A 23,304-nucleotide genomic window follows, 5' to 3' on the forward strand; every position below is an offset into this window, starting at 1 on the left:
TAGGGAGAGGTCTTTTTTGTATGAAAAAAGTGATGAAGGAGTGCTTAGGAAAATGGATATTTTACAGGATTTAGAAAAAAGAGGGTTAGTCAATCAAATAACAGATGAAGAAGGTTTGAGAAAACATTTATCAGAGAATCAAGTCACTCTTTACTGTGGATTTGATCCAACAGGGGATAGCTTGCATATTGGTCACTTATTACCAGTATTATTGCTGAAAAGGTTTCAACAGGCTGGACATCGCCCCATTGCCCTTGTTGGTGGAGGAACGGGAATGATCGGTGACCCTAGCGGTCGTTCAACGGAACGTCAGCTTAATTCTGCCGAAGTCGTTCATCACTACAGTGAAAAGCTAAAAGGCCAATTGGCAAAAATTCTAAACTTTGATCAAGGTGAAAATGCAGCAGTTGCTCGTAACAATTACGAATGGCTTTCTGAAATGACGATTATTGATTTTCTCCGAGATACGGGAAAACACTTTGGAGTTAATTACATGCTGGCTAAAGATTCAGTTGAGTCACGCATTGAAAGCGGAATTAGCTTCACTGAATTTAGTTACATGATTCTTCAGTCGCTGGATTTTCAAAAGTTAAATGAGAAGGAGGATTGCACGCTTCAAATTGGAGGAAGCGATCAGTGGGGGAATATCACGGCTGGTTTAGAACTTATTCGTCGCGCTGCAGCTGGAGAAAAAGAGGTAGAAGCTTACGGGCTAACTATGCCTTTAATTACAAAAGCGGACGGGTCTAAATTCGGGAAAACAGCAGGAGGCGCGATTTGGCTGGACCGAGATAAAACCTCACCTTATGAATTTTACCAATTTTGGATTAATGCGGATGACCGTGATGTAATTAAGTTCCTTAATTACTTTACATTCTTAAGTCATGAAGAGATAGCTGAACTAGAGAAAGAAGTAGAAAATCAGCCTGAGAAGAGAGTAGCACAGAAACGTTTAGCGGAAGAAATGACTAAGCTCGTTCATGATGAAGAAGCATTAACACAAGCTGAAAAAATTTCAGCCGCCTTATTTAGTGGAGACATTAAACAACTAACGGGAGCAGAGATTGAACAAGGGTTTAAAGATGTTCCTGCTTTTGACACTGACACAAAGGATGCTGCCCTTATTGAACTGCTGGTCGAGGCTGGTATATCCTCTTCTAAGCGCCAGGCTCGTGAAGATATTAAGAATGGAGCAGTTTATATCAATGGTGAGAGAAACCAGGATTTAAACCATACCATTACAAAAGAAGATCGAATAGAGGATCGCTTTACCATTATTCGTCGAGGTAAGAAGAAGTATTTCCTTGTACGCTACTCCTCATAAGTGGAAAGTGAAAGACCGAATGTGACCATCACACTCGGTCTTTTTTTATGTCTTTAAGTGGAAAAGGGTCAATCACAGCATGGCAACGATTAACAATTATATTTCCTTAGATACGTGTGACAATATAAAGGCTCCGGCAAAAAAGTGTGAGGAGGATATTCAAATGAAAAATAATATTCAATGGTTGCCGCTTGTAGCGTCTGTAGGAATTGGTGCAGCGACATACAGTATGATGACAGGTCAATCCAATCAGCTGACTAGTGTAGTACAGAATGCGGCTAAAATGGCTGGCGGTTTCCAACAAAACTCACAGTAAACATGGAATCAGAGTATACTGCTGTTTGATCTCATGAAAAAAACCCCTCGAAGGTAAAGAACCTTTGAGGGGTTTACTATCATTTTTTTATTAACGAGAGTAGAATTCAACGATAAGAGCTTCGTTGATTTCAGCTGGAAGTTCAGAACGCTCAGGGTAACGAGAGTAAGAACCTTCACGCTTTTCATCGTCAAAAGTAAGGTATTCAGGTACGAAGTTGTTCACTTCAACTGCTTCCTGAACGATGTCTAAGCTTTGAGACTTCTCGCGAAGACCAATAACCTGACCAGGCTTCACACGGTAAGATGGAATGTCTACGCGACCGCCATCTACAGTTACGTGACCGTGGTTTACTAGCTGACGAGCTTGTGGGCGCGTACGAGCCAGACCTAAACGGTAAACTAGGTTATCCAGACGAGATTCAAGAAGGATCATGAAGTTCTCACCGTGAATCCCTTTCATGTTACCTGCTTCTTCGAAAAGGCGACGGAATTGACGTTCAGTCAATCCATACATAAAACGAAGCTTCTGCTTCTCTTGAAGCTGAAGTCCGAATTCAGATAGTTTTTTACGTTGGTTTGGACCATGTTGTCCAGGAGCGTAAGGGCGCTTGTCAAGCTCCTTACCAGTTCCGCTTAAAGAAATGCCATAACGACGTGATTTTTTCCAGGTAGATCCTGTATAACGTGCCATAGGTATTTCCTCCTTTTATTTTATTTTGCATAAAATAAAAACAGTGTGTTCCTGATAACGCTGCACATTTTATTTTCATGCACCATCGCTCCAGCAGCAGAGAGTTACACGATGCACCTCACGAAAGAGGAATAAAATGAAAACAGTCGCCGGTTCCACATAGGCTGCCATTTATTTTACACAAAGGCTATTATATAAGATTCTTTCAGTTAAAGTCAAGAGGAAATGAAAAAAACGAGCAGGCAGGCTGCTCGCATTACAAATGCTTTTCTAAGGTTCTTGCAAATTGAATGAGAGAAGATTCATCCACTTCATCAAATCGTCCTACTGAAGGACTATCAATATCTAATACACCATAAATTTCGTTATTTTTAAACAAAGGAACGACAATTTCAGATTGGCTTGCCGCATCACAAGCAATGTGTCCTGGAAAAGCATTGACATCTTCGATTCGCTGCGTTTTACCTTCAGCTATGGCCGTTCCACAGACACCTTTACCAGACGGGATTCTTACACACGCTGGGAGTCCTTGAAAAGGACCGAGCACTAACTCATCCTGTTTCCAAATATAAAAGCCAACCCAATTAACATCCTCCAAAAATTGGTTCAGTAATGCAGAGGCGTTGGATAAGTTCGCAATTTCGTCAGGTTCTCCATCTAGTAAAGCATCGAGCTGTTTAATTAATAATTGATATTGCTCTTCTTTTGTTCCTTTATACTGTGCTGCTTGAAACATAATAAAGTCCTCCTCTAATTTTTCGACAAGATCTTTGCTGTATTGTCGGGAATTGGTGAACGATTTTTAAAGGTATCGAGCGAAATACAACGAATCCTCCATATAGGGAGGAATCCAATTATGAACCGTGAAATGAATACAAGGCAAAGGGTGTTGGATGTTTCTTGTAGTTTGTTTTATAGCAATGGGTTTAACGGTACTTCTGTCAGAGATATTGCCAAGAAGGCGAAAGTTAATGTTTCTTTAATTCATTATTACTTTAAAAGTAAGCAAGGTCTGTTTGAATCTCTAGCTATTCAATACTTTGAGCCCTACTTAGAAATGCTTGAACATGAAGTAGAAGGTGAGTCTGAAACAGATTTACAACAGTTAATTAAAGGAATTCTACATTATAAACAGGTTCATTATCAACTTTCTTGTTTGGTTTATAGGGAGTTATCTTTAAATACCACCTTTGCCAAAGAAATGCTTGTGACGTATTTGGCGAAAGAGAACCATTTACTAGCTCAAATTCTTTTTGGTAAGCATACAAAATTTGAGCTTTCGTATCGAGAGAAATTAGGACTATTACAATTTAAAGGTTTATTAAATGTTCCTCATATGATGCCTCAAGAATTTGAAGGGTTATATTTATCGGAAGAATCGGTTCATCATTTTATTCAAACGTATGCGGAGTTAATGAAAAAACAAGAGTCTGTTAAATTGAAACCTGTTACTTCACTATAAGGCTCTGGTTTAATTCAGAAAAACCTTGTTTTAATTGATCTGGATGATGAGCGTCTGATCCATACACTAAAAGTATATTCTTTGAAGAAGCAAGGGTTGCGATAGATAAGGGTGGGTAAGATTCAAGGCAATAAGATTTTTTTGCCCCCGCTCCATTATAATCGAGACTCATCCCTTGCTTCTTAACGGTGTCTAAAAATAGGGAAGCTAATTGATGCCAATTTTCAGGCGGGTCATATAAGAGTTGGAACTTTTTAATCAGTGTCATATGACCGATTCGGTTTGGTTTGTATGTGCCTAGATCCGCCAGCACAGATTGCTCCATTGTTTGGTAATAGAGATGGTAAAGCTCTTCTATAGAACCGGAAGCATCGACAGCTTCCTTAAACATCTCAGGGTTATAGTCAATGCAATACCATTGTCCGCCTGCTTTTAAGAAATGCACAGAAAGTATACTGTCATCTATATAAGGCCCATACTCATTTAGAAAAGATCGTATTTCATCCTCGTATCCTTTTATATAATCGATTTCAAACCCTAACCGAATATCGATGTCGGATTCATAAGCTTTTTTTAGATGATGGATCGTTTGGATATAGTCCTCCACATCATTTAAGCGCATCGCACTGTCTTGATTTGGTACTGGATCTATAAATGATGGAGGCAGTGGTGCATGCTCTGTAAATGTCATGGATGAATACCCTAATGTGATCGCCCTTTTAACGTAAGCTTCTAAAGGTTGTTCAGACCCATGTGGGCAATAGGGAGTATGAATATGACCATCGTTCATGACGCTATTCTCCTTTCTTACTTGAATTTAATGTCAATCTAATAATTTATTTGAAATATTTTAGCCAAATAGGTCTCTCTCATGGTATCATAATAGACAACTAAATTTAATTTTGGACGAGAGAATTTTGACCATTGTTGATTTTGTAAGGAGGCTGTCTATGAGATACGTTATTGGGGGCATTTTAATACTAATTGCTCTAATTATCGTTGGCTTAATTTGGCGTAAAAAAGTGTACGATGAAGTCGATAGACTCGAAGGCTGGAAGATGGATATTATGCATCGGAATGTCTCGGATGAATTGTCGAGAGTGAAGGCTCTCAATCTCTCAGGTGAGACACAAGAAAGGTTTGAATCTTGGCGGGACCGTTGGGATCAAATTCTTACAAAAGAATTGCCTGACTTAGAAGAAGATCTTTTTGATGCTGAAGAAGCAGCGGATCGATACCGTCTTACAAAAGTAAAAAAGGTCTTAAACGATACAGAACAAAAATTACAGCGGATTGAAGAAGACATAGCGAATATGCTTAAAGAGCTTGAAGTGCTTTTAGATTCTGAAAAAAGCAGCCGCATGGAAATAGAAGCAATTGAACCTGAATTAAAAGAGCTTAGAAGAACACTCTTACATAGCCGCCATCAATATGGAAAAGCTGCTACTATATTCGAGGAACGGATGAAAAACCTAGAAGTGAACTTAAAAGAGTATGAAGAACTTGTTGAACAAGGTAATTACTTAGAAGCTAGTGAACTTGTAAGGACCATCCGGGAGAAGTTAGAAATAGTAAAAGAAGAGGTCGGTCATTTTCCTGAACGCTATAAGAAAACTCACAAAGAGCTTCCAGAGCAACTTGATGAACTTCTTAGCGGTTTGAAAGAAATGGAAGAGGACGGATATAGGATCCAGCATCTAGGTTACCAGCCACAGATTGAAAATTATAAAGAGCAATTAAAGCATAATGTGGAAAGACTGGAAAAAGGAGATCAAGAGGACGTACAACAATTGATCGATGAGTTAGAGCCACGTATACAAGAAATGTATCAATCTCTAGAAAAAGAAGCTCTGGCTCACAGCTATGTAGATCAGCAGCACCCTTCTTTAAAAGGGCTTTTGGAAGATTTAGAAGAAGTAATGCAATCTACCAATAATGAGTTAGATGATTTGCATATGACTTATCAGATGGAAAACGAAGACCAAGAAGTTCATCACAATATTGTACAAAAAATGACGCACCTGAAAAAGAAATACTTAAGCTTCGATAAGAAGTTAAATGATAATAATACGTCGTACACAGAACTTAGAAGTGACTTAGATGCGATGATGAGTGAGCTGGAAGATCTTAAAGAAAACCACCAGCTGTTTAGTGAAAGAATTCAAACGTTGCGCAGTGATGAGATCGAAGCAAAAGCAAAGCTTGCTGAAATGGAACAAATTATTAATGATACAGATCGGCGTCTACGAAGAAGTAACTTGCCGGGAATTCCAACTTTATTCTTTGAAGGTATGCAGCAAGCCAGCCAGCATATAGAGGATGTATTTGAGAGCTTGGAAAAACAGCCGTTAGACATGAACGAAGTGCACGAAAAGCTTGATGTTGCTGTGTCTCAAACGGAAGAAGTAAATGAACAAGCAAAAAAATTGTTATATCAGGCGAATTTAGCTGAGCGTGTCATCCAATACGGAAATCGTTATCGCAGTCAGTATCCCTTAATTGCTGCACGATTGATGGAAGCAGAAAACGACTTTCGTGCCTACCGTTATGAAGAGGCATTAGAGCGAGCTTCTTCGGCTATAGAAGAAGTAGATCCTGGCGCACTAAGTAAAATTGAAAATAAAGAAGAAGTACCTGTCTAAGGTGAATCAAATGAAAAAATCCATTATTTCAATTTTAGCAGGAGCAGCCATCGTAATATGGACCACGACGATCATTATTTACGTTACAACCGGTAATGAAATCAGTAAAAGCAGCAACCTTAGTGAAGCGTACACTCCGTCTTTTATTGACCGAAGAGATCTAAACGTTCATCGTGTTGCTTTGCTTGAAGAAGACAAGTTTAAAGAAGACAAAGAAGTGAAGACCATCATAGGTCAGCACATGCTAACGGAAGATTGGGTTACGGATATGAGGATGGACGGGAAAGTTAGTATTGATACGATCTTAAATGCTTTAGAAATAGATAGGTCTAGTTTAGTAAAAGAATAGTAAAGAAAATTGAGCTAGTATTCTTTAGGGGATACTAGCTCTTGTTGTAGAAATGGACGCCTCCCTACAATATGTGGTAAGATAATGGACTGCTATGGAATGATTAAAGGAGTTACCTTATATGATATATTTTGATAACAGTGCGACCACTCGCCCTTTTCCAGAAGTGATTGATGTGTTTCAAAAAGTAGCTCATCAATATTTTGCTAATCCTTCTTCTCCTCATTATTTAGGAGCGGAAGCTGAGCGTCTTTTGGAGCATACAAGAAAAAAGATTGCGGAACAATTAAAGGTGCAGCCGAATGAAGTTATCTTTACCTCTGGCGGTACGGAAGGGAACAACCTAGCCATAAAAGGGATTGCCCTCGAGCATCAAGGTAGAGGAAAACATATGATTACGTCTCAAATTGAGCATCCTTCAGTCATCGAAGCTTTTAAAGGGTTGGAGCGGTTAGGTTTTGAGGTTACTTACGTCAATGTAGATCGTTACGGATATGTAGACCCGGAAGCTATAGAGAAGGAAATACGGGAAGATACCATCCTTATTAGCACGATGTCTGTTAACAATGAACTAGGCACTATTCAACCTATCGAGGAAATTGCGAAAATGGCAAAGCGTTACCCTAAGCTGTACTTACACGTGGATCACGTGCAAGGTGTAGGAAAGGTGCCTTTATCTTTAAAGCAAATTCCTATTGACTTATTAACTGTTTCTGGTCATAAAATACATGGTTTAAACGGTACAGGGGTATTGTTTGTAAGAGGTGGTATAAAGTTATTTCCTCTTTTTCATGGCGGGGGTCATGAAAATAATCGACGTTCCGGAACAGAAAATGCAGCTGGAATGGTTGCTTTTGGAAAAGCTATGCGTTTAATTGCAGAAAAAGAAAGAGATCACGTGAATGAGCTTAAAGGGATTCGAGAAGAATTAATCTCTCAGTTGGATCAAATGAATGACGTCGTTATTAACTCTCCTCAAGAAGGGGCGCCTCACATTTTGAATATTTCAGTTCCGGGTGTTAAACCTGAGGTCATGGTCCATGCGTTAGCTGAAAAAGAGATCTTCATTTCTACTAAATCTGCCTGTTCTTCAAAACAACCCGATGTCAGTTCCGTATTGCAAGCTTGTCATTTAGCTGAGGATGTTACAACATCCGCTCTTAGAATCAGTCTCTCCTATCAGAACGATCGTTCAGAGGTAGAACCATTTATGACATCTTTCAAACAAACGGTACATTATCTAAAAGGTAAAGGAGAAAAATGATGAAGTTTGATTCTATATTAATTCGCTATGGAGAAATGGCGATCAAAGGCAAAAATCGCAAATATTTTGAACGGAAGCTCCAAGATCACCTTATAAAGAAATTAAGTCAGCAATTTACGCACACGCGAGTGAGAAAACAAAGGGACCGGATGTATGTGTTGTTAAATGGGGAAGACCCTCATAAAGTGATGCAGGAGTGTCAGCAAGTGTTTGGCATTCATACTTTATCTTTCGCAATTAAAGTAGAAAAAGAAGAGCAGGCTATTAAAGACGCTGCCCTTTATGCTTTTAATGATGCCCCTGAAGCTAAAACGTTTAAAGTCTCCTGTCGAAGAGCGGACAAAACTTTTTCTATTGGTTCTCAAGACTTGAACTACAAGGTAGGAGGTCATATTCTTGCTAATACAGAGAGTGTGACCGTGGATGTGCATCATCCAGATGTAGAAATAAAAATAGAAGTAAGAAATGATGCTGCTTACATTACAGCTCAGGATTATCCTGGAGCCGGCGGATTACCTATTGGAACTTCAGGTCAATCATTGTTGATGTTATCTGGAGGAATAGACAGTCCTGTAGCTGGATATTTAATGATGAAAAGAGGAGTACAATTAGAAGCGATCCACTTTCATTCTCCTCCTTTTACGAGCGATCGGGCGAAACAAAAGGTCTTAGATCTAGCCGCTGAACTTGCCAAATACGGACACCGAATAAATGTTCATATTGTTCCTTTCACAGCACTTCAGCAAAAAATCCATAACGAAATTCCTGAAGGCTACAGTATGACAGTAATGCGCCGAATGATGATGAGAGTAAGCGAGAAAATAGCAGCAGAAAGAAATATCTTATCTATGACGACAGGAGAAAGCCTGGGACAAGTGGCAAGTCAAACCATGGAGAGTATGAATGCAATTAATGAAGTAACCAATTACCCAGTGATTCGTCCTCTTGTAGCTATGGATAAGCTGGATATTATTAGTATTTCTAAGCGTATTAACACTTATTCTATTTCTACTTTGCCATACGAAGATTGTTGTACTATTTTCGTTCCGAAAGCGCCAAAAACTAAGCCGACTAGAGAAAACGCAAGGTACTATGAGTCTAACGTAGACTTTGATGAGGAAATTATAGAGGCTGTACGTGAGACGAAGATGGTAGAAGTAAGAGCCGATGAAAAAGCAGAGAAGGAGTTTGAAGACTTGCTTTAGACTTTAGATCACTCCTGGCAGCTATTTCTGCAAGGAGTTTTCATAACACTAATTGATTGCCTGAGAAGGGAGATGCGCCTAATGGAGTTATGGTATGGCGGCAAGATTTATACTATGAAGAATGAAGGAGACTGGGTAGAAGCTGTTGTTACGAAACAAGGTACTATTATATCAACAGGCTGCACACAGGATTTATATGCTGCCTATAAAAAAAGTATAAAGGTAGAACACGATTTAAAAGGGGCAGTCATGTACCCCGGATTTACCGACAGCCACCTGCATATTATTGGTCATGGAGAACGACTAATGAGGTTAGACCTCTCCTTTCTAAAATCAGCTGAAGAGGTATTACAAGCCCTGCGTCAACATGCTGAGCAGCTAATGCCAGGGGAATGGATTATTGGAGACGGCTGGAATGAAAATCAGTGGGAAGACAAGCGGGTAATACATAGAAAGGAATTGGACCAGGTGTCCAGTGAACATCCGATGATGCTTACCCGCGTCTGCCGCCATGCTTTGTTAGCTAACTCTAAAGCCATGGAATTAGCTGAAGTTACTAAAGCTACAGAAGATCCTCAAGGGGGAGTAGTCGTTAAAGACGAAGAGGGCCAACCTACCGGATATTTTTTGGATCAGGCTCAAGAATTAATTAAGCAAGCAATGCCCGAAGTAACTCCTGAATACCTGTCGCATGCAACTGAATTGGCCGTCCGGGATATGCACGCTTTTGGGCTCGTCGGAGGACATAGTGAAGATTTAAATTACTATGGAGGATTTAAAAAAACGTTAAACGCTTATGATAAAGTAATTGATGGAGAGAAAATAAAATTCCGTGCTCATTTGCTTGTCCATCATGAAGTGGTAGAAGCTATGGATAAGGAAGGGCTTGGTTTTAAGAAAGGAAATGACTTTGTTGAGCTAGGGGCTATGAAAGTTTTTGCAGATGGAGCGCTCGGCGGAAGAACGGCATGGCTGTCTGAAGATTATGCAGATGATCCGGGCAACAAAGGGGTGGCGATCCATTCAACTGAGGAGCTTAAGAACCTCCTATTGAAGGCTAGAGAACGAGATATGCCTGTAGCTGTCCATGCTATAGGGGATGCCGCTGCTGAAGCAGTGATCGATATGATTGAAGCGCACCCATTAAAAACGGGCGAAAGAGATCGGCTGATCCATGCGCAAATATTAAATCCAGCGCTTATCCAGCGATTACAAAAATTAAATATTATATTAGATATCCAGCCAACATTTGTTTCCTCTGATTTTCCATGGGTCATTGATCGATTGGGCCACATTCGACTGAAGACATCCTATTCATGGAAAACACTACTAGATGCAGGGGTCGTATGCGCTGGAGGGTCTGACGCTCCGATTGAAGAAATCAACCCTTTGCTAGGCATTCGGGCAGCAGTTGATCGTCGATCTAGCTATGATAATGAATCTTACCAGACAGAGGAGCGGTTATCTGTTTATGAAGCCATTGCTCTTTACACAACGGGGAGCGCTTATGCCATTGGAAAAGAAGATTCCCAAGGTATTATATCAGAAGGCTACAAAGCAGATTTTACAGTATTAGATCGTGATTTATTCCAGCTAAAACCGTATGAACTAGCTGAGGCAACGGTTACAATGACAATTGTAGATGGAGAGATTATGTATCAAAGATTTTAATAAAACACATCCAGCCTAAATGAGCTGGATGTGTTTTATTTACTATAAAAAAGTACGCTGTACGCGTTCCCAATATGAATTATTTTTAAGCTTAACGGTTTTGACTTGCTTGTCACTCAATTGGACAGTGACATCCTGAATATTCCTTATCGAATGAGCTTCGTTGTCCATGCCAATAATAGGAAAATCGTTGCCGTCTTGAATGACTTTTAATTTTAATGTCCGTTCAGCTCCTAAGATAAAAGGCGACCCAAGGGTGCGGTAGCGGTTATTATTTAAGGAAGCTAGTTCGCTTACTTGGAAGCAAGGGATCTTAGGGTCCACAACTGAACCGTTGATCGACTTATTATATCCAGTACTTCCTGTAGGCGTAGCCACAATTAAGCCGTCTCCGCGAAAAGTTTCAAAATGAATATCGTCAATATAGACGTCAATGACAATGGATTTAATTAACGTAGAACGAACGCTGCATTCATTTAAACAATGAAAGCTGTATTCGTCGTTCACTCTAGCTTCAATAACAGGGAAGCGACGAACTTCTAATTCGGCATTGAGCATAGAGTCGACCATTTCATTAAAGTTATTTAAGTTAAAATCACAATATAACCCGGCTTCATCTTCGCTGCGAACTCCAACATATAAACAATCCTGACGAAAACCCGTCTTTCGAACGGCTTGTAAGAATGTGCCGTCTCCACCTATTGCAATAATAATGTTTGCCTCTTTCGATTCTTCCACAATTTCAAAATTGTTTTCCTTAGCTAAATCAAATAAAGGTTTTAATTGCTCGTTTAATTGATCATTAGGGTGATAGTAAAAATATAAATTTCTACGGTCATTAGACATTTCAAAACCTCCTGTTAACGATTTCATGGTTGTATTTTATCATTTCATCACGTGAATAGATAGCGTGGACCATTTAGCTGGACAAATTAACGAACATCTCATATAGTGAAATGTTGAAGTTGTTTACTATATTCGGTATGGTTATAGGTAGAATGAAGTGTGAAATTGACAGACGCTTGTTGTTTCGGAACAATAGCGTCTTTTTATATGGAAACGGAGGATCAAGAATGAAGCAGGAAAATGTTGAAACCCTATTTCAATGGATTGATGAAACATCTTTAACAATTGAAAACGATATGAATATTACTTATTTAGAAGCTCTAGCAGAAACGTTAGATACGATCTTCCATGGTCAGCCATACGATGATCTGGATGAAGCATTGCAAACTAAATTAACGAATCAGCTTGTTAAGGTGAATAAAGAAGAATATGAAAGAGAAGAAGTTAGAAAAGCGGTTCAATTAGCTATTTTAAAAGGGATGAAGGATGCTACACAACAACAGCACTTAATCACTCCGGACTCTGTAGCGATGTTTATGGGGTATGTTGCCTCGAAAATATTAGAAGGTAAAGATAACGTGAAGGTGTTTGATCCTGTGGCCGGTACAGCCAACTTGCTTACGTCGGTCATGAATCAATTAGATATGAATGTGAAAGCCTATGGAAGTGAAGTGGATCAAACGCTAATTCAACTGGCTGTCGCAAATGCAAACCTACAAAAAAATCAAATTGAATTTTTTCATCAAGATAGTTTACGGCCATTTCTCATGGAACCTGTTGACTTCGTCATTGGTGACCTGCCTGTTGGTTATTATCCTGATGACATACAGGCTGCAAAATATCAACTCCAGGCAAAAGAAGGACATTCTTATGCTCATCATTTGTTGATTGAACAGAGTTTGAATTATACCAATGAAGAAGGTTACTTGATGTTCATTGTGCCAAACTTTTTATTTGATAGTGATCAATCACAGGCTCTAAATGAATTTTTACGAGAGCGGGCCCATATCGTAGGAATGCTTCAACTTTCAGAGTCTCTGTTTAAAGATGAGAAACACGGAAAAAGTATTCTCATCTTACAGAAAAAGGGTAAGGGGTCGAAGCCGCCTAAACAAGCATTACTGGCCAAGCTTCCTTCATTTAAAAACCCTAATGCGATGGCGGATATTTTATCTCAAATGAACCAATGGTTTGACGATTATAAATCGGGTAAATTGTGAGAAAATAAAAAATATAACAAGTAAACGTTATCAATTAGTTTCCACCTTGAAATTGAAGGATTCGGGTGATTAAATGGTATTGGTAGAAAGAAGCGAGCCTATATTTAAGGGGATGAACAACGTTGAATAATATTCTTGCAATTAACGCCGGTAGTTCTTCACTAAAATTTCAGTTGATTGAAATGCCTGAAGAAACCGTTGTAACTAAAGGATTAGTTGAACGAATTGGAATACAGGATTCAGTTTTTACAATTGAATTCAATGATGAAAAAGATAAAACTGTCACAGACATCGAGGATCACGCAGTAGCCGTCAAAATGCTGTTAGAAAAACTGACTGCGCACGGTATTATTGAATCTCTTGATGAGATTGATGGCGTAGGTCACCGCGTGGTACACGGAGGAGAGCGTTTTAGCGAATCTGTACTGATTACAGATGAAGTTATTCAAGAAATTGAAGATGTATCTGATTTAGCTCCTCTTCATAACCCGGCAAACTTAACAGGAATTCGTGCTTTCCGTGAAGTATTGCCAAATGTACCCCATGTAGCTATTTTTGATACAGCGTTTCACCAAACGATGCCTGAACAGTCTTATCTTTATAGCTTGCCATATGAGTACTACGAAGAATATGGCATTCGTAAATACGGTTTCCACGGAACATCTCACAAGTACGTATCTGAGCGTGCAGCAGAAATGCTTGGCCGTCCGTTAGAGCAGTTAAGACTGCTTTCATGCCACCTTGGTAACGGTGCCAGTATTGCTGCAATTGAAGGTGGGCAGTCAATTGATACGTCCATGGGTTTCACTCCGCTAGCCGGAGTAACTATGGGGACCCGATCTGGAAACATTGACCCTGCACTAATTCCATTTATTATGGAAAAAACGGGTAAATCTGCGCAAGAAGTGATGGATGTACTGAACAAAGAGAGTGGTATGCTCGCTTTATCAGGATTTTCAAGTGACTTACGCGATATAGAGCAAAAAGCTGCTGAAGGCGATGAGCGTGCAGAGTTAGCACTAGAAGTTTTTGCCGCTCGAATTCACAAGTATATCGGATCTTATGCTTCGCGTATGCACGGCATTGACGGTATTATTTTCACGGCAGGTGTCGGTGAAAATAGTACATCCATCCGTGAACGTGTTTTAAAAGGACTTGAGTTTATGGGCGTTTATTGGGATCCTGCTTTAAACCAAGTACGTGGAAAAGAAGCATTTGTTAACTATCCGCACTCTCCTGTTAAAGTAATGATCATTCCTACAAACGAAGAAGTAATGATTGCTCGTGATACAGTGGAAAAAGGATTGTAATAAAAACAGGTTAGCTTAAAAAGCTAACCTGTTTTCAGGTTGTAGAGAAACCTTAGTTCTCTCTTTTACCTCTAAAGTGTAAACATTTCTTTCATTAGGATGAGGAAAGGGTTTTAGGAATCGACTCCCTTTCCATGGCCCCACAGGACGTGGGGTCGTTCGATGTTGGCACACGATGTGCCGAACTTAATCGAACTTCCTATTTAAGAACTTCTCAGGCTTTATCAGCCTTCCGGGGTCACACCTTATTCGTATCTCCTATAGGAGTTTCGCCGTTTCCTAAAACCCTTTTTCCATTAAAGCCGCTAGTGGAAAGGACTGAAAATCCGTTTCCTTATAGATCAGAGTCTTTCAGGGCATCCATTATACGATGGTTCCGTGCGCCTCATGATATAAAAAGGAACGGAAAAAGAGACGACTCCTGCGGGATGAGCAGACAGGAGAGGCCCCGGAGATCGCAGATCGAGGAGACTTTCCGTCTTGCCCCGCGGAAAGCGGCGCTTTTCCTGTTCCTCTTCTCCAGACTAATGTAGGAACCAGGACGCCACGTTTACACCCATCCATGCTTTTTCGACATTCTGAAAACAGGTTAGCTTAAAAAGCTAACCTGTTTTTTATCGATTAATTAAAGATTTGATAGAGTAATTGGCCAGCAATGAACGTCTCAATCTATCTAAAAACGCATTCACTTATTTTTCAAATATTCATATTATGGATACAATAGAAATAAGAGGAATGACAAAGGAGGGATACGTTTGTCTTCACAAAGGGTATATGAGCAAATTAAAAATTGGGAAGAGCAGCGATTGAATTATGAAGCGAATGATTTTGAAATGATTTATGCTAGTTGGATTCAAGATTCCTTTCAACAAATAAGTCCTGCCCTACAAGATAAATTTTTCTCTAGGCTGGATGATTGGTTGTTTCATACTCACGCTTTCTTGCAAGGAACAAATTTTCAAATGGAAGCCAGAGAACGTATTTTAACCATTGGACGAATTTTTGAAAGTGATATAAAGCAGATGAATGATATGAAAAAGCTTAACGTTGATCAATTAACTTACATAGCTGATCAACAAACAGCAAGAAGCCGGCTTTATTCCTTTGCTCAAGGTGGACTTACTGGGACAGGTGGATTATTTTTATTAGGGGTGGATTTTCCATTAATGTTAGGTATGAACCTTCGTACTGTACAGTTAGTCGGTTTAACTTTTGGCCATGAAATGAATCATCCTTACGAAATGATGCTCTCCTTAAAGGTGTTTCATGCTGCTACTTTACCTAAACGGTTGCAGGGGGCTGCTTGGGAGGAGCTTATTGAAGAAGTACGACATAACCCTTCTCCCTATGTGTATGAGGGAGAAGATGAGTTAACAGGTTCCACTTGGATCGAGCAGCCATTAAAACAAACGTTTAAATCTTTATTTATACTCATGTTTAGAAAGAAACTTTTTCAAGGAATACCTTTAGTAAGTGTGGCCATTGGTGCCCAATCGAATTACAATTTAACGAAGAGGATTTCTGAATTTGCTACGAAATTTTATCAATATCGTCATCTTATACAACAGGAGGGGATTTAGTGTCAGTTGAACAACATAAAAGAGAAGCGCCATCGTCGGTTCGATGCATGATCATTACTGTAAGTGATACTCGAACAAAAGAGACAGATAAAAGTGGTAATTATATTGCTGAAGCTTTAAAAAATGATCATCACACAATTGTTGAGCATCTCATTGTTAAAGATGATCATCTTAAAATCAAAGAAGCCGTGCGTTATGGCATGGCTAATGCAGATGTGGATGTTATTTTAACGAATGGTGGCACAGGGATCGCTAAACGTGATGTCACAATAGAGACAGTGACTCCGTTGTTTGACAAAGAACTTCCGGGATTTGGAGAAGTCTTTCGCATGTTGAGTTATACCGAAGATATTGGATCTGCAGCTATTTTATCACGAGCAACTGCTGGGGTAGCTGATGATACTGGTATTTTTTCCATGCCAGGATCCAGTGGAGCGGTGAAGCTAGCCATGAACAAACTGATTCGTCCAGAAATTGAGCATGTCGTACGAGAAATAAAAAAAGATGTATAATCAAAACAGCTCCTTCTAAATGAAGGAGCTGTTTTATTAAGAAAAATAATAATTACTTGATTGCTTCTCTTACCACGAGAACATCACAGGTTGCATATCTTGTAATATGCTCGGAGACACTTCCGATAAAGAAACGCTCCATTAAATTCAGACCAGTTGCCCCGCAAATAATTAAATCAGCTTTAAATTTGGGTGCGACGTCTTTTGCAATTTTTACTTTAGGAGAACCGTATTCAATACTGACGGTTACGTTTTTGACACCTGCATCTTCGGCTTTTTGCTGATATTCTTCCAGGAGTTCTTTGGCGTATTTCTCTGCACGAACAGCAAGTGAACGATCATAAGCTTCTACCGTTGAAAAAGCTCTAGTATCAACAACATGAGATAAAATAAGCTGAGCGTCATTCCTATTTGCGATATCAATTGCTTTTTTAAAAGCGACCTCCGCTGTTTCAGAACCATCGACCGCTACAACTATATTTTTGTATTCAAATGTCATCGTGAACGCTCCCTTCCTTTTGTTACCTTAATTATATCATGCTTCCAATTAAACAGTGGGGATAGATATTACTTTTTCATGAACTTTTGCAACATTTTGATTTCGAGCGTCTCCTGTGAAAAGTTTCTTTCATTTGTAGTAAAGTTAAAGTATCAAATAGTGCAGTAAAATAGAATGTAGTTGTGAATTATCTGCAAGCGTTAACCTATTTGTAGTGATAAGGATCGCTTAAGGAGGACTAGTAATGAGACATGCAATTATCACCGCAGGAACAAAGGGGTTAGGAAGAAAAGTGACAGAGCAGTTTCTAAATGCAGGTCATTCAGTAACTGTAACTTATCTAACAGACCGTTCTAAAGCGGAAGAGCTGTTAGAGAAATATGCTCATATGAAGGATCGTATCATGGTGGTCCGTGTAGATGTAAGAAATATAGATGAATTAGAAAAGCTCGTAGAAGGAACAATGAATCGTTTTGGGCGTATTGATTTTCTGATAAACAATGCCGGACCTTATATATTTGAAAGAAAAAAACTTATGGATTATACAGTGGATGAATGGGATTCGATGATTCGTGGAAACCTAGATGCATCGTTTCATCTATTAAGGTTAACTATTCCTTTTATGCGTCAGCAAAAATTCGGCCGGATTATTCATTATGGGTTTCAAGGTGCTGGGTCTGCACCAGGATGGATTTATCGCTCGGCTTTTGCAGCTGCTAAGGTGGGGCTCGTCTCTTTGACGAAAAGCATCGCTTTTGAAGAAGCTGAACATGGGATTACTTCAAATATGATCTGTCCCGGGAATATCACAGGCCAAATGAAGGAAGCTTCCATAGAGGAAAGTCGATCAAATAGTGATGAGAAGACACCGATCGGCCGACCTGGAACAGGAGAAGATATAGCACGCTCCATTGAATTTCTTTGTCAAGAGGATTCCGATATGATTACTGGTACCATTTATGAAGTAACTGGAGGAATGGACGTCATTCATCGATTCCGCTAATGAAAAAAATAGAAAATTCTTATTATTTCTAGAAGTATAGGGTGTATAGGATAGTTTTGGTACAATGTAAGTGCTTACAATTGAATCGGCTATCCACTCTCTAACTTTGGTGTTATAGTAGAAACGGACTGGATAGTCCTGGATGAAAACTGCATAGGAATGGGGAGGTTGTATAACTGTGAAAATTGGCATACCTACCGAAGTGAAAAATAATGAGAATCGAGTAGCGATGACTCCTGCTGGTGTAGTAAGTTTAGTGGGAGAAGGCCATGAAGTGTTTTTAGAAAAAGGCGCGGGCTTAGGTTCAGGATTTACTGATGAGCAATATATCGAAGCCGGAGCCAGTATTGTGGGGAGTGCTCAAGAGGCTTGGAGCCAGGAGATGGTTATGAAAGTAAAGGAACCATTACCTGAAGAGTATGATTATTTTTATGAAGGACTTATTCTATTTACTTATTTACATTTAGCTCCGGAACCAGAATTGACGAAGGCACTTGTGGAAAGCAGGGTTGTGGCAATTGCTTATGAGACGGTGCAGCTTGCTAACGGTTCCCTGCCTTTGCTTACACCAATGAGTGAAGTGGCGGGCAGAATGGCATCTCAAATCGGGGCACAAGTCCTGGAAAAAACGCATGGCGGCCGGGGAGTCTTACTTTCTGGAATTCCAGGTGTGAGTCGGGGGAAAGTAACGGTTCTAGGCGGTGGTGTAGTAGGAACAAATGCTGCTAAAATTGCTGTTGGCTTAGGTGCTGATGTAACAATTATTGATTTGAATCCGGATCGTCTGCGTCAATTAGATGATCTTTTTGGAAAAGAAATTAATACAATGATGTCTAACCCATTAAACATACATGAAGCCTTGAAGCACTCAGACTTAGTGATTGGTGCTGTACTTATCCCAGGTGCTAAAGCGCCTAAAATTGTATCTGAAGAAATGGTTAAAGATATGCCTGAAGGATCAGTGATCGTTGATGTAGCTATTGATCAGGGTGGAATTTTTGAAACGACAGATCGTATTACAACTCATGATAACCCAACCTATGAGAAACATGGAGTGCTTCACTACTCTGTAGCTAATATGCCCGGAGCAGTTCCGAGAACCTCAACGCTCGGTCTTACGAATGTAACGGTCCCTTATGCGTTGCAATTAGCAAATAAAGGATACAAAAAAGCTTGTTTAGATAATGAAGCTCTTTTTAAAGGGATCAACACATTAGACGGATTCGTCACATATGCCGCGGTTGCGGAAGCGCACGGTTTTGAATATGCGAACGCAAAGGATTTACTTATGAAATAACGAAGAAAACAGCAGGACATGCTAATGTTCTGCTGTTTTTATATTTTTTTGATAAAATGTACTTTAAGTGAAACAAAATTGACAGTCAATCGTAAATAAAGATAAGCAAGGTCAAAGGTGAAGGAGAGGTGGAGACTTGGGCTTTTTTTCAAGGTTATTTTCAAAACAACAGGACAAAGATAGAGGAGAAGTGAAAGAACGGAACGCGTTAAATATCCAAATAGGTGATATTATCACGTATGATCTTGTGGATTATGAAGTGGTAGGAAAAATCACTTATCGAGATAGCGGATACGAATGGTTTTCTTATCAATTGCTAGAAGGCAGGAACATAAAGTGGCTCTCAGCAGAAATGGATGATGAATTAGAGATTGGGATTTACGAGACCGTAAAACTGCCAACGAATTCTTTTCCTGATAAAATTAATTACAAAGACATGACTTATCACAAGGATGAGGAGGGAGAAGCGTATGTAGTAGGTGAAGGCCGCAGCCAAAACGTAAACGGTCAAACAATACGCTATGCCGAGTATCTATCTGAAGATGAAGAAACGTATTTGTCACTAGAGTCATGGGGAAGTGAGATAGAGGTAAGCTACGGGTTTGATATTGAGGAATTTGAAATTAAAATAATTGCGGGATCGAATAACTAAGGAGGAATTTAAATGTTTAAATTTTTTAACCGTGTAAAAACTGTCGTAAGTAGTGAGTTAAATTCAATGTTAGATAAAGCGGAAGATCCGGTGAAAATGTTAGAGCAGTTTATGCGCGATATGGAAAACGATATTCGTGAAGCAGAAACAGCTGTAGCTAAACAGATTGCCAATGAAAAGATGCTTAAGCGTAAATATGATGACGCTCAGGCTTTAGCAGATAAACGAATGAAACAAGCGGAGAAAGCTATCGAATCTGGAAATGATGATTTAGCCCGCCGTGCATTAGAAGATAAGAACAACCAGCAGCAGCAAGCAGATCAATTTAAAGATTCTTATGAGCGTGCGGAACAGGATTCTAATAACCTTCGTCAGAAACTAGATGAGATGAAAAAAGAATACCAGGAAATGAAGCTGAAGAAAGATTCGCTTAAAGCTAGAGCAGAATCAGCTCAAACACGTACGAAAATGAACCGTACGATGTCTAATATTGGAAGTGATGAATCTCGTCAAGGATTTGAACGTATGGAAGAACGCGTGATGCAGTATGAAGCAGAGGCGGAGACGAGTGAGGATCTTTCCCAATCGAATCGCTCGCTTGATGATGAGTTTGACGAGTTAGATAACAAAGATAATGTAGATGATGAACTTGCTGCTCTTAAGAAAAAGCTAAATAAATAAAGATTTTATTTGTGCCTGACGTTCGTTCAGGCACATCTCATTTTTATGGAGAGGAGGAACTATAATTGAGGGATTACGCAGGAGTGATTATTGTGGTGCTCATTGCTATTGTGATTGGCTATAATGCTTTTGGTTCGATGGGGAACGGATCAAGAGGGATGTCAGGATCAAACGCTCAAGATACATATGAAGAGTTACCAAGTGAACCTTCAAAGAGCGAAGTGCTTAATTCTATTGATCAATCAGAAGCTACGTCGATCAGACAACTGCTTAGCGATAGCTTTCCGCTGCTTGACACGGTAGAAACGGATGAAGGTCATTCTGAAATATTTATGACTCAAAACTTAACCCTTCCAGAAACGGCGGAAGAAATTGAAAACAAAATTGAACCTGAAGAAGTTAGTGACCGGGATGAAGGAAAACAAGTTTTAATCTATCCTGACGAATTTGTTATTTTACAAGAGAGTGAAGAGGAGCCTGGACTTATTCTTATTGAACTTGCAAGTGACGAATTTGTTCGTAATAACTATTCACCAAGTTTCTTTCAAGGGTTGTTGGCTTATTCTTTGTTAAATCGAATGCTGGGTTCTAGCGATTGGGCCAATCGAAGAGAAGCGCGCTGTCAGTCTGAAGGCGGGTGCTATGGCGGTTACTCTATGTATGGTGGATCAAATTCAGGTTCTTTTAGAGGTTCATCAAATCGCGGTGGAGGACCTGGAACAGGAAAATAAAGGAGGAATTATTATGGAACCATTGTTAGCTACAATAGGTTATTTTGCCATTGGGATCGTTGTTGTTGTTATAGGTTTATTTATTTTTGAAGGACTTACAAGACAGTACAAAGATTGGGAAGAGGTAAAGGCTGGAAATCAGGCTGTAGCAATGTCAATTGCTGGTAAGGTTATTGGTATTTGTATCGTTCTTTCATTTGCTATTTATCACAGTTTTACCATTTGGGATACATTATTATGGGGTGCTTGCGGTGTAGTGCTTCAAATGATTGCTTACTTGTTATTTGAATTATTTACTAGAAAATTTTCTGTGGAAACTCAGTTGAAGAACAACAACACGGCTGTTGGAATTATTTCCATAGGGGTTTCGATCGGACTTGCTTTAGTTATTGGTGCCTCTATTACATAGTGTAGAATAGGAAAAAAGGAGAGCCGCTATGTAAACATAGTGGCTTTTTAATGGGAAACACAGCATTGATTATCGGAGTGAAACAGGATGGAAACTGATGGAATAAAAAAAAGCCGGCTTATCTACTGGGCTTCAGGAATTGTGTCGATATGCGGGATTATCTTTGAGGTTTTGTTTGGAGCCCTAGGATCGTATATTTTAGGGGATGGCGTTAAGCAGTACACGATTACAATCAGCCTCTTCCTGACTGGCATGGGAATAGGTGCTAGTATAAGTGAAAAAGTCATGAAAAATCTCATTGTGACTTTTATTTGGATAGAATTTATGGTGGCCTTGATCGGTGGATTTTCAAGCTTTACGATGTTTGGAATGACAGCTTTTGCCCCTGAAGGAACGGATGCCTTCTTCTTATATTTAGTCACTTTTACAATTGGAGCGTTAACCGGACTCGAACTCCCTATACTTATTCGTAAAGCCAGTGAGATTGGAGTCGAATTAAGCCGGAGTACAGCAAGAGTATTATTTTCAGATTATGCAGGAGGGTTAATCGGTGGGTTGCTTTTTGCTTTTTATTTGCGCCCGCAAATGGGAATGGTGAAAAGTGCATTTTTCGTAGCTTGTATTAATCTATCCGTTGCTGTTATTGTCCTATATTTATTTCGCAAAGAAATTAAGCGGATTTCGATCCATACGGCGGCGGCCGCTTTTATCGGTATATTACTCGTAGCCGGCTTGTTTTTTGGAGAGGAAATGGCTTTCTCTTTTGAGCAAAAATTATATAAAGATCCGATTGTTTATAGTGAGGATAGTGCTTACCAGAAAATTATTCTTACTCGTGATCAAGAAGATACCCGGCTATTCTTAGATGGCTCTCTTCAGTTTAGCTCAACGGATGAGCATCGATATCATGAAACTCTCGTTCATCCGCCAATGGAAGCGGCGGATAAGAAAGAAGATGTCCTTATTCTTGGAGGCGGGGATGGGATCGCCGCTAAAGAAGTATTAAAATATAGTGACGTGCAGCAGCTAACTATCGTCGATTTAGATCCAGCAGTAACAGAGCTTGCCTCTACAAATTTTCACTTGAAGCAGTTAAATGAAGATGCATTAGATGATGAACGTGTTCAAATTCAGAATGGAGATGCATTCAAGTTTTTGGAAGATACGAATGCGTTTTTTGATGTAGTGATCATTGATTTACCTGATCCTAATAACGAAAGTTTGAACAAACTATATACAAGAGAATTCTATTCGTTAGTGCGTAATCACTTGAAACCCGGCGGGGCAGCAATGATTCAGGCTACTAGTCCAGTGTTTGCGAGAGAGGTGTATTGGACGATCGATGAAACTGTAAGGGATACTGGTTTGAACGTAGAAAACTTTCACGTCGATATACCAAGCTTTGGCAACTGGGGATTTATTATGGCCAGTAGAAATAAAATAGATGTAGAGGGTATTGAACTTACTCAAGACACAAAGTTTTTAACGAAGGAACTATTGCAATCTATGACGGTGTTTGGAAAAGATGAAGATAGGGAAATCGTTAACAGTGAAGGCGAGTCTGTGTCATTAGACCCCAATACCTTAATCCATCCGAACTTGATTCAAAAATATGAACAGGCTTGGCAAAATTATTAA

The 23,304-nt window shown here is 39.5% G+C and carries 24 protein-coding genes; 19 read left to right on the forward strand and 5 right to left on the reverse strand.

Annotated features, from left to right (window positions below; translation table 11 throughout):
• Positions 1–52: 52 nt before the first annotated feature.
• Positions 53–1,324 carry a tyrosine--tRNA ligase gene (gene tyrS / locus IEV27_RS00200; protein ID WP_188375451.1) on the forward strand — a complete coding sequence of 424 codons (1,272 nt, stop codon included), beginning with the start codon at positions 53–55 and terminating at the stop codon, positions 1,322–1,324.
• A 163-nt stretch (positions 1,325–1,487) separates the two neighbouring features.
• Complete coding sequence (locus tag IEV27_RS00205) at positions 1,488–1,640, forward strand: hypothetical protein (RefSeq protein WP_188375452.1); 153 nt, start codon at positions 1,488–1,490, stop codon at positions 1,638–1,640.
• 90 nt (positions 1,641–1,730) lie between these two features.
• Here the strand turns inward: IEV27_RS00205 and rpsD are convergent, their stop codons facing one another.
• Together rpsD and msrC are read right to left on the reverse strand one after the other, a co-directional pair.
• Positions 1,731–2,333, reverse strand: a complete 603-nt coding sequence (gene rpsD, locus IEV27_RS00210; protein WP_188375453.1) for a 30S ribosomal protein S4 — start codon at positions 2,331–2,333, stop codon at positions 1,731–1,733.
• Between the two features lie 256 nt (positions 2,334–2,589).
• On the reverse strand, positions 2,590–3,069 hold the full coding sequence (gene msrC, locus IEV27_RS00215; RefSeq protein WP_188375454.1) for a free L-methionine (R)-S-oxide reductase MsrC: 480 nt from the start codon (positions 3,067–3,069) through the stop codon (positions 2,590–2,592).
• Positions 3,070–3,189: 120 nt separating this feature from the next.
• Here msrC and refZ point away from each other — a divergent pair, with 120 nt between their 5' ends.
• Positions 3,190–3,795, forward strand: a complete 606-nt coding sequence (gene refZ, locus IEV27_RS00220) for a forespore capture DNA-binding protein RefZ (protein ID WP_188375455.1) — start codon at positions 3,190–3,192, stop codon at positions 3,793–3,795.
• Here refZ and hisJ read toward each other — a convergent pair.
• Positions 3,782–4,585, reverse strand: coding sequence for a histidinol-phosphatase HisJ (hisJ, locus tag IEV27_RS00225; RefSeq protein WP_188375456.1), 804 nt, complete (start codon positions 4,583–4,585; stop codon positions 3,782–3,784). The two genes, refZ and hisJ, sit on opposite strands and share 14 nt — an antisense overlap.
• 160 nt (positions 4,586–4,745) lie before the next feature.
• Here hisJ and ezrA point away from each other — a divergent pair, with 160 nt between their 5' ends.
• The 5 genes from ezrA to IEV27_RS00250 all read left to right on the forward strand — a co-directional run bounded on the left by ezrA (position 4,746) and on the right by IEV27_RS00250 (position 10,926).
• Positions 4,746–6,437 (forward strand): septation ring formation regulator EzrA, encoded by a 1,692-nt coding sequence (ezrA, locus tag IEV27_RS00230; RefSeq protein ID WP_188375457.1) that lies wholly within the window; start codon positions 4,746–4,748, stop codon positions 6,435–6,437.
• A 10-nt stretch (positions 6,438–6,447) separates the two neighbouring features.
• Positions 6,448–6,786 (forward strand): hypothetical protein, encoded by a 339-nt coding sequence (locus IEV27_RS00235; RefSeq protein WP_188375458.1) that lies wholly within the window; start codon positions 6,448–6,450, stop codon positions 6,784–6,786.
• 121 nt (positions 6,787–6,907) lie between these two features.
• Entirely contained in the window at positions 6,908–8,050 is a 1,143-nt protein-coding gene (locus IEV27_RS00240) for a cysteine desulfurase family protein (RefSeq protein WP_188375459.1), read from the forward strand.
• Positions 8,050–9,255, forward strand: coding sequence for a tRNA uracil 4-sulfurtransferase ThiI (gene thiI, locus IEV27_RS00245; protein WP_188375460.1), 1,206 nt, complete (start codon positions 8,050–8,052; stop codon positions 9,253–9,255). Before IEV27_RS00240 ends, thiI begins: the two co-directional genes overlap by 1 nt.
• An 81-nt stretch (positions 9,256–9,336) precedes the next feature.
• Positions 9,337–10,926: an amidohydrolase gene (locus IEV27_RS00250; protein ID WP_188375461.1), complete on the forward strand. Its 1,590-nt coding sequence runs from the start codon at positions 9,337–9,339 to the stop codon at positions 10,924–10,926.
• A 42-nt stretch (positions 10,927–10,968) separates the two neighbouring features.
• On the opposite strand, the gene IEV27_RS00255 is transcribed toward IEV27_RS00250, so the two are convergent.
• Positions 10,969–11,772, reverse strand: a complete 804-nt coding sequence (locus tag IEV27_RS00255) for an NAD kinase (RefSeq protein WP_188375462.1) — start codon at positions 11,770–11,772, stop codon at positions 10,969–10,971.
• Between the two features lie 227 nt (positions 11,773–11,999).
• Between IEV27_RS00255 and IEV27_RS00260 the strand changes: the two genes are divergently transcribed.
• The 4 genes from IEV27_RS00260 to IEV27_RS00275 all read left to right on the forward strand — a co-directional run bounded on the left by IEV27_RS00260 (position 12,000) and on the right by IEV27_RS00275 (position 16,394).
• Complete coding sequence (locus IEV27_RS00260) at positions 12,000–12,992, forward strand: class I SAM-dependent methyltransferase (protein ID WP_188375463.1); 993 nt, start codon at positions 12,000–12,002, stop codon at positions 12,990–12,992.
• 122 nt (positions 12,993–13,114) lie between these two features.
• Complete coding sequence (locus IEV27_RS00265; RefSeq protein ID WP_188375464.1) at positions 13,115–14,302, forward strand: acetate kinase; 1,188 nt, start codon at positions 13,115–13,117, stop codon at positions 14,300–14,302.
• A 755-nt stretch (positions 14,303–15,057) separates the two neighbouring features.
• Positions 15,058–15,882, forward strand: coding sequence for an EcsC family protein (locus IEV27_RS00270; RefSeq protein ID WP_188375465.1), 825 nt, complete (start codon positions 15,058–15,060; stop codon positions 15,880–15,882).
• Positions 15,882–16,394: a MogA/MoaB family molybdenum cofactor biosynthesis protein gene (locus IEV27_RS00275; protein ID WP_188375466.1), complete on the forward strand. Its 513-nt coding sequence runs from the start codon at positions 15,882–15,884 to the stop codon at positions 16,392–16,394. The genes IEV27_RS00270 and IEV27_RS00275 overlap by 1 nt, the downstream gene beginning before the upstream one ends.
• A 52-nt stretch (positions 16,395–16,446) precedes the next feature.
• On the opposite strand, the gene IEV27_RS00280 is transcribed toward IEV27_RS00275, so the two are convergent.
• Positions 16,447–16,893, reverse strand: coding sequence for a universal stress protein (locus IEV27_RS00280; RefSeq protein ID WP_188375467.1), 447 nt, complete (start codon positions 16,891–16,893; stop codon positions 16,447–16,449).
• 244 nt (positions 16,894–17,137) lie between these two features.
• Between IEV27_RS00280 and IEV27_RS00285 the strand changes: the two genes are divergently transcribed.
• From IEV27_RS00285 to IEV27_RS00315, 7 genes are all read left to right on the forward strand, one after another.
• The gene (locus tag IEV27_RS00285; RefSeq protein WP_188375468.1) at positions 17,138–17,896 is read left to right on the forward strand and encodes an SDR family oxidoreductase; all 759 of its coding nucleotides are present in this window, start codon (positions 17,138–17,140) and stop codon (positions 17,894–17,896) included.
• Positions 17,897–18,074: 178 nt separating this feature from the next.
• Entirely contained in the window at positions 18,075–19,193 is a 1,119-nt protein-coding gene (gene ald, locus IEV27_RS00290; RefSeq protein ID WP_188375469.1) for an alanine dehydrogenase, read from the forward strand.
• Positions 19,194–19,329: 136 nt separating this feature from the next.
• The gene (locus IEV27_RS00295; protein ID WP_188375470.1) at positions 19,330–19,845 is read left to right on the forward strand and encodes a DUF4178 domain-containing protein; all 516 of its coding nucleotides are present in this window, start codon (positions 19,330–19,332) and stop codon (positions 19,843–19,845) included.
• A 12-nt stretch (positions 19,846–19,857) separates the two neighbouring features.
• Positions 19,858–20,526 (forward strand): PspA/IM30 family protein, encoded by a 669-nt coding sequence (locus IEV27_RS00300; RefSeq protein WP_188375471.1) that lies wholly within the window; start codon positions 19,858–19,860, stop codon positions 20,524–20,526.
• Positions 20,527–20,591: 65 nt separating this feature from the next.
• Positions 20,592–21,257, forward strand: a complete 666-nt coding sequence (locus IEV27_RS00305) for a DUF4247 domain-containing protein (RefSeq protein ID WP_188375472.1) — start codon at positions 20,592–20,594, stop codon at positions 21,255–21,257.
• Positions 21,258–21,270: 13 nt separating this feature from the next.
• Positions 21,271–21,666 (forward strand): DUF350 domain-containing protein, encoded by a 396-nt coding sequence (locus IEV27_RS00310; protein WP_188375473.1) that lies wholly within the window; start codon positions 21,271–21,273, stop codon positions 21,664–21,666.
• A gap of 87 nt (positions 21,667–21,753) precedes the next feature.
• Positions 21,754–23,304 carry a polyamine aminopropyltransferase gene (locus IEV27_RS00315; RefSeq protein ID WP_188375474.1) on the forward strand — a complete coding sequence of 517 codons (1,551 nt, stop codon included), beginning with the start codon at positions 21,754–21,756 and terminating at the stop codon, positions 23,302–23,304.

The organism is Halobacillus andaensis (assembly GCF_014636475.1).
GTDB classification, from domain to species: Bacteria; Bacillota; Bacilli; order Bacillales; family Halobacillaceae; genus Halobacillus_A; species Halobacillus_A andaensis.

Bases quoted from the DNA above. Each gene is read 5' to 3' on its own strand.
- tyrS (WP_188375451.1), top strand. From the start codon at position 53: ATGGATATTTTACAGGATTTAGAAAAAAGAGGGTTAGTCAATCAAATA.
- IEV27_RS00205 (WP_188375452.1), top strand. From the start codon at position 1,488: ATGAAAAATAATATTCAATGGTTGCCGCTTGTAGCGTCTGTAGGAATT.
- rpsD (WP_188375453.1), bottom strand. From the start codon at position 2,333: ATGGCACGTTATACAGGATCTACCTGGAAAAAATCACGTCGTTATGGC.
- msrC (WP_188375454.1), bottom strand. From the start codon at position 3,069: ATGTTTCAAGCAGCACAGTATAAAGGAACAAAAGAAGAGCAATATCAA.
- refZ (WP_188375455.1), top strand. From the start codon at position 3,190: ATGAACCGTGAAATGAATACAAGGCAAAGGGTGTTGGATGTTTCTTGT.
- hisJ (WP_188375456.1), bottom strand. From the start codon at position 4,585: ATGAACGATGGTCATATTCATACTCCCTATTGCCCACATGGGTCTGAA.
- ezrA (WP_188375457.1), top strand. From the start codon at position 4,746: ATGAGATACGTTATTGGGGGCATTTTAATACTAATTGCTCTAATTATC.
- IEV27_RS00235 (WP_188375458.1), top strand. From the start codon at position 6,448: ATGAAAAAATCCATTATTTCAATTTTAGCAGGAGCAGCCATCGTAATA.
- IEV27_RS00240 (WP_188375459.1), top strand. From the start codon at position 6,908: ATGATATATTTTGATAACAGTGCGACCACTCGCCCTTTTCCAGAAGTG.
- thiI (WP_188375460.1), top strand. From the start codon at position 8,050: ATGAAGTTTGATTCTATATTAATTCGCTATGGAGAAATGGCGATCAAA.
- IEV27_RS00250 (WP_188375461.1), top strand. From the start codon at position 9,337: ATGGAGTTATGGTATGGCGGCAAGATTTATACTATGAAGAATGAAGGA.
- IEV27_RS00255 (WP_188375462.1), bottom strand. From the start codon at position 11,772: ATGTCTAATGACCGTAGAAATTTATATTTTTACTATCACCCTAATGAT.
- IEV27_RS00260 (WP_188375463.1), top strand. From the start codon at position 12,000: ATGAAGCAGGAAAATGTTGAAACCCTATTTCAATGGATTGATGAAACA.
- IEV27_RS00280 (WP_188375467.1), bottom strand. From the start codon at position 16,893: ATGACATTTGAATACAAAAATATAGTTGTAGCGGTCGATGGTTCTGAA.
- IEV27_RS00285 (WP_188375468.1), top strand. From the start codon at position 17,138: ATGAGACATGCAATTATCACCGCAGGAACAAAGGGGTTAGGAAGAAAA.
- IEV27_RS00300 (WP_188375471.1), top strand. From the start codon at position 19,858: ATGTTTAAATTTTTTAACCGTGTAAAAACTGTCGTAAGTAGTGAGTTA.
- IEV27_RS00310 (WP_188375473.1), top strand. From the start codon at position 21,271: ATGGAACCATTGTTAGCTACAATAGGTTATTTTGCCATTGGGATCGTT.
- IEV27_RS00315 (WP_188375474.1), top strand. From the start codon at position 21,754: ATGGAAACTGATGGAATAAAAAAAAGCCGGCTTATCTACTGGGCTTCA.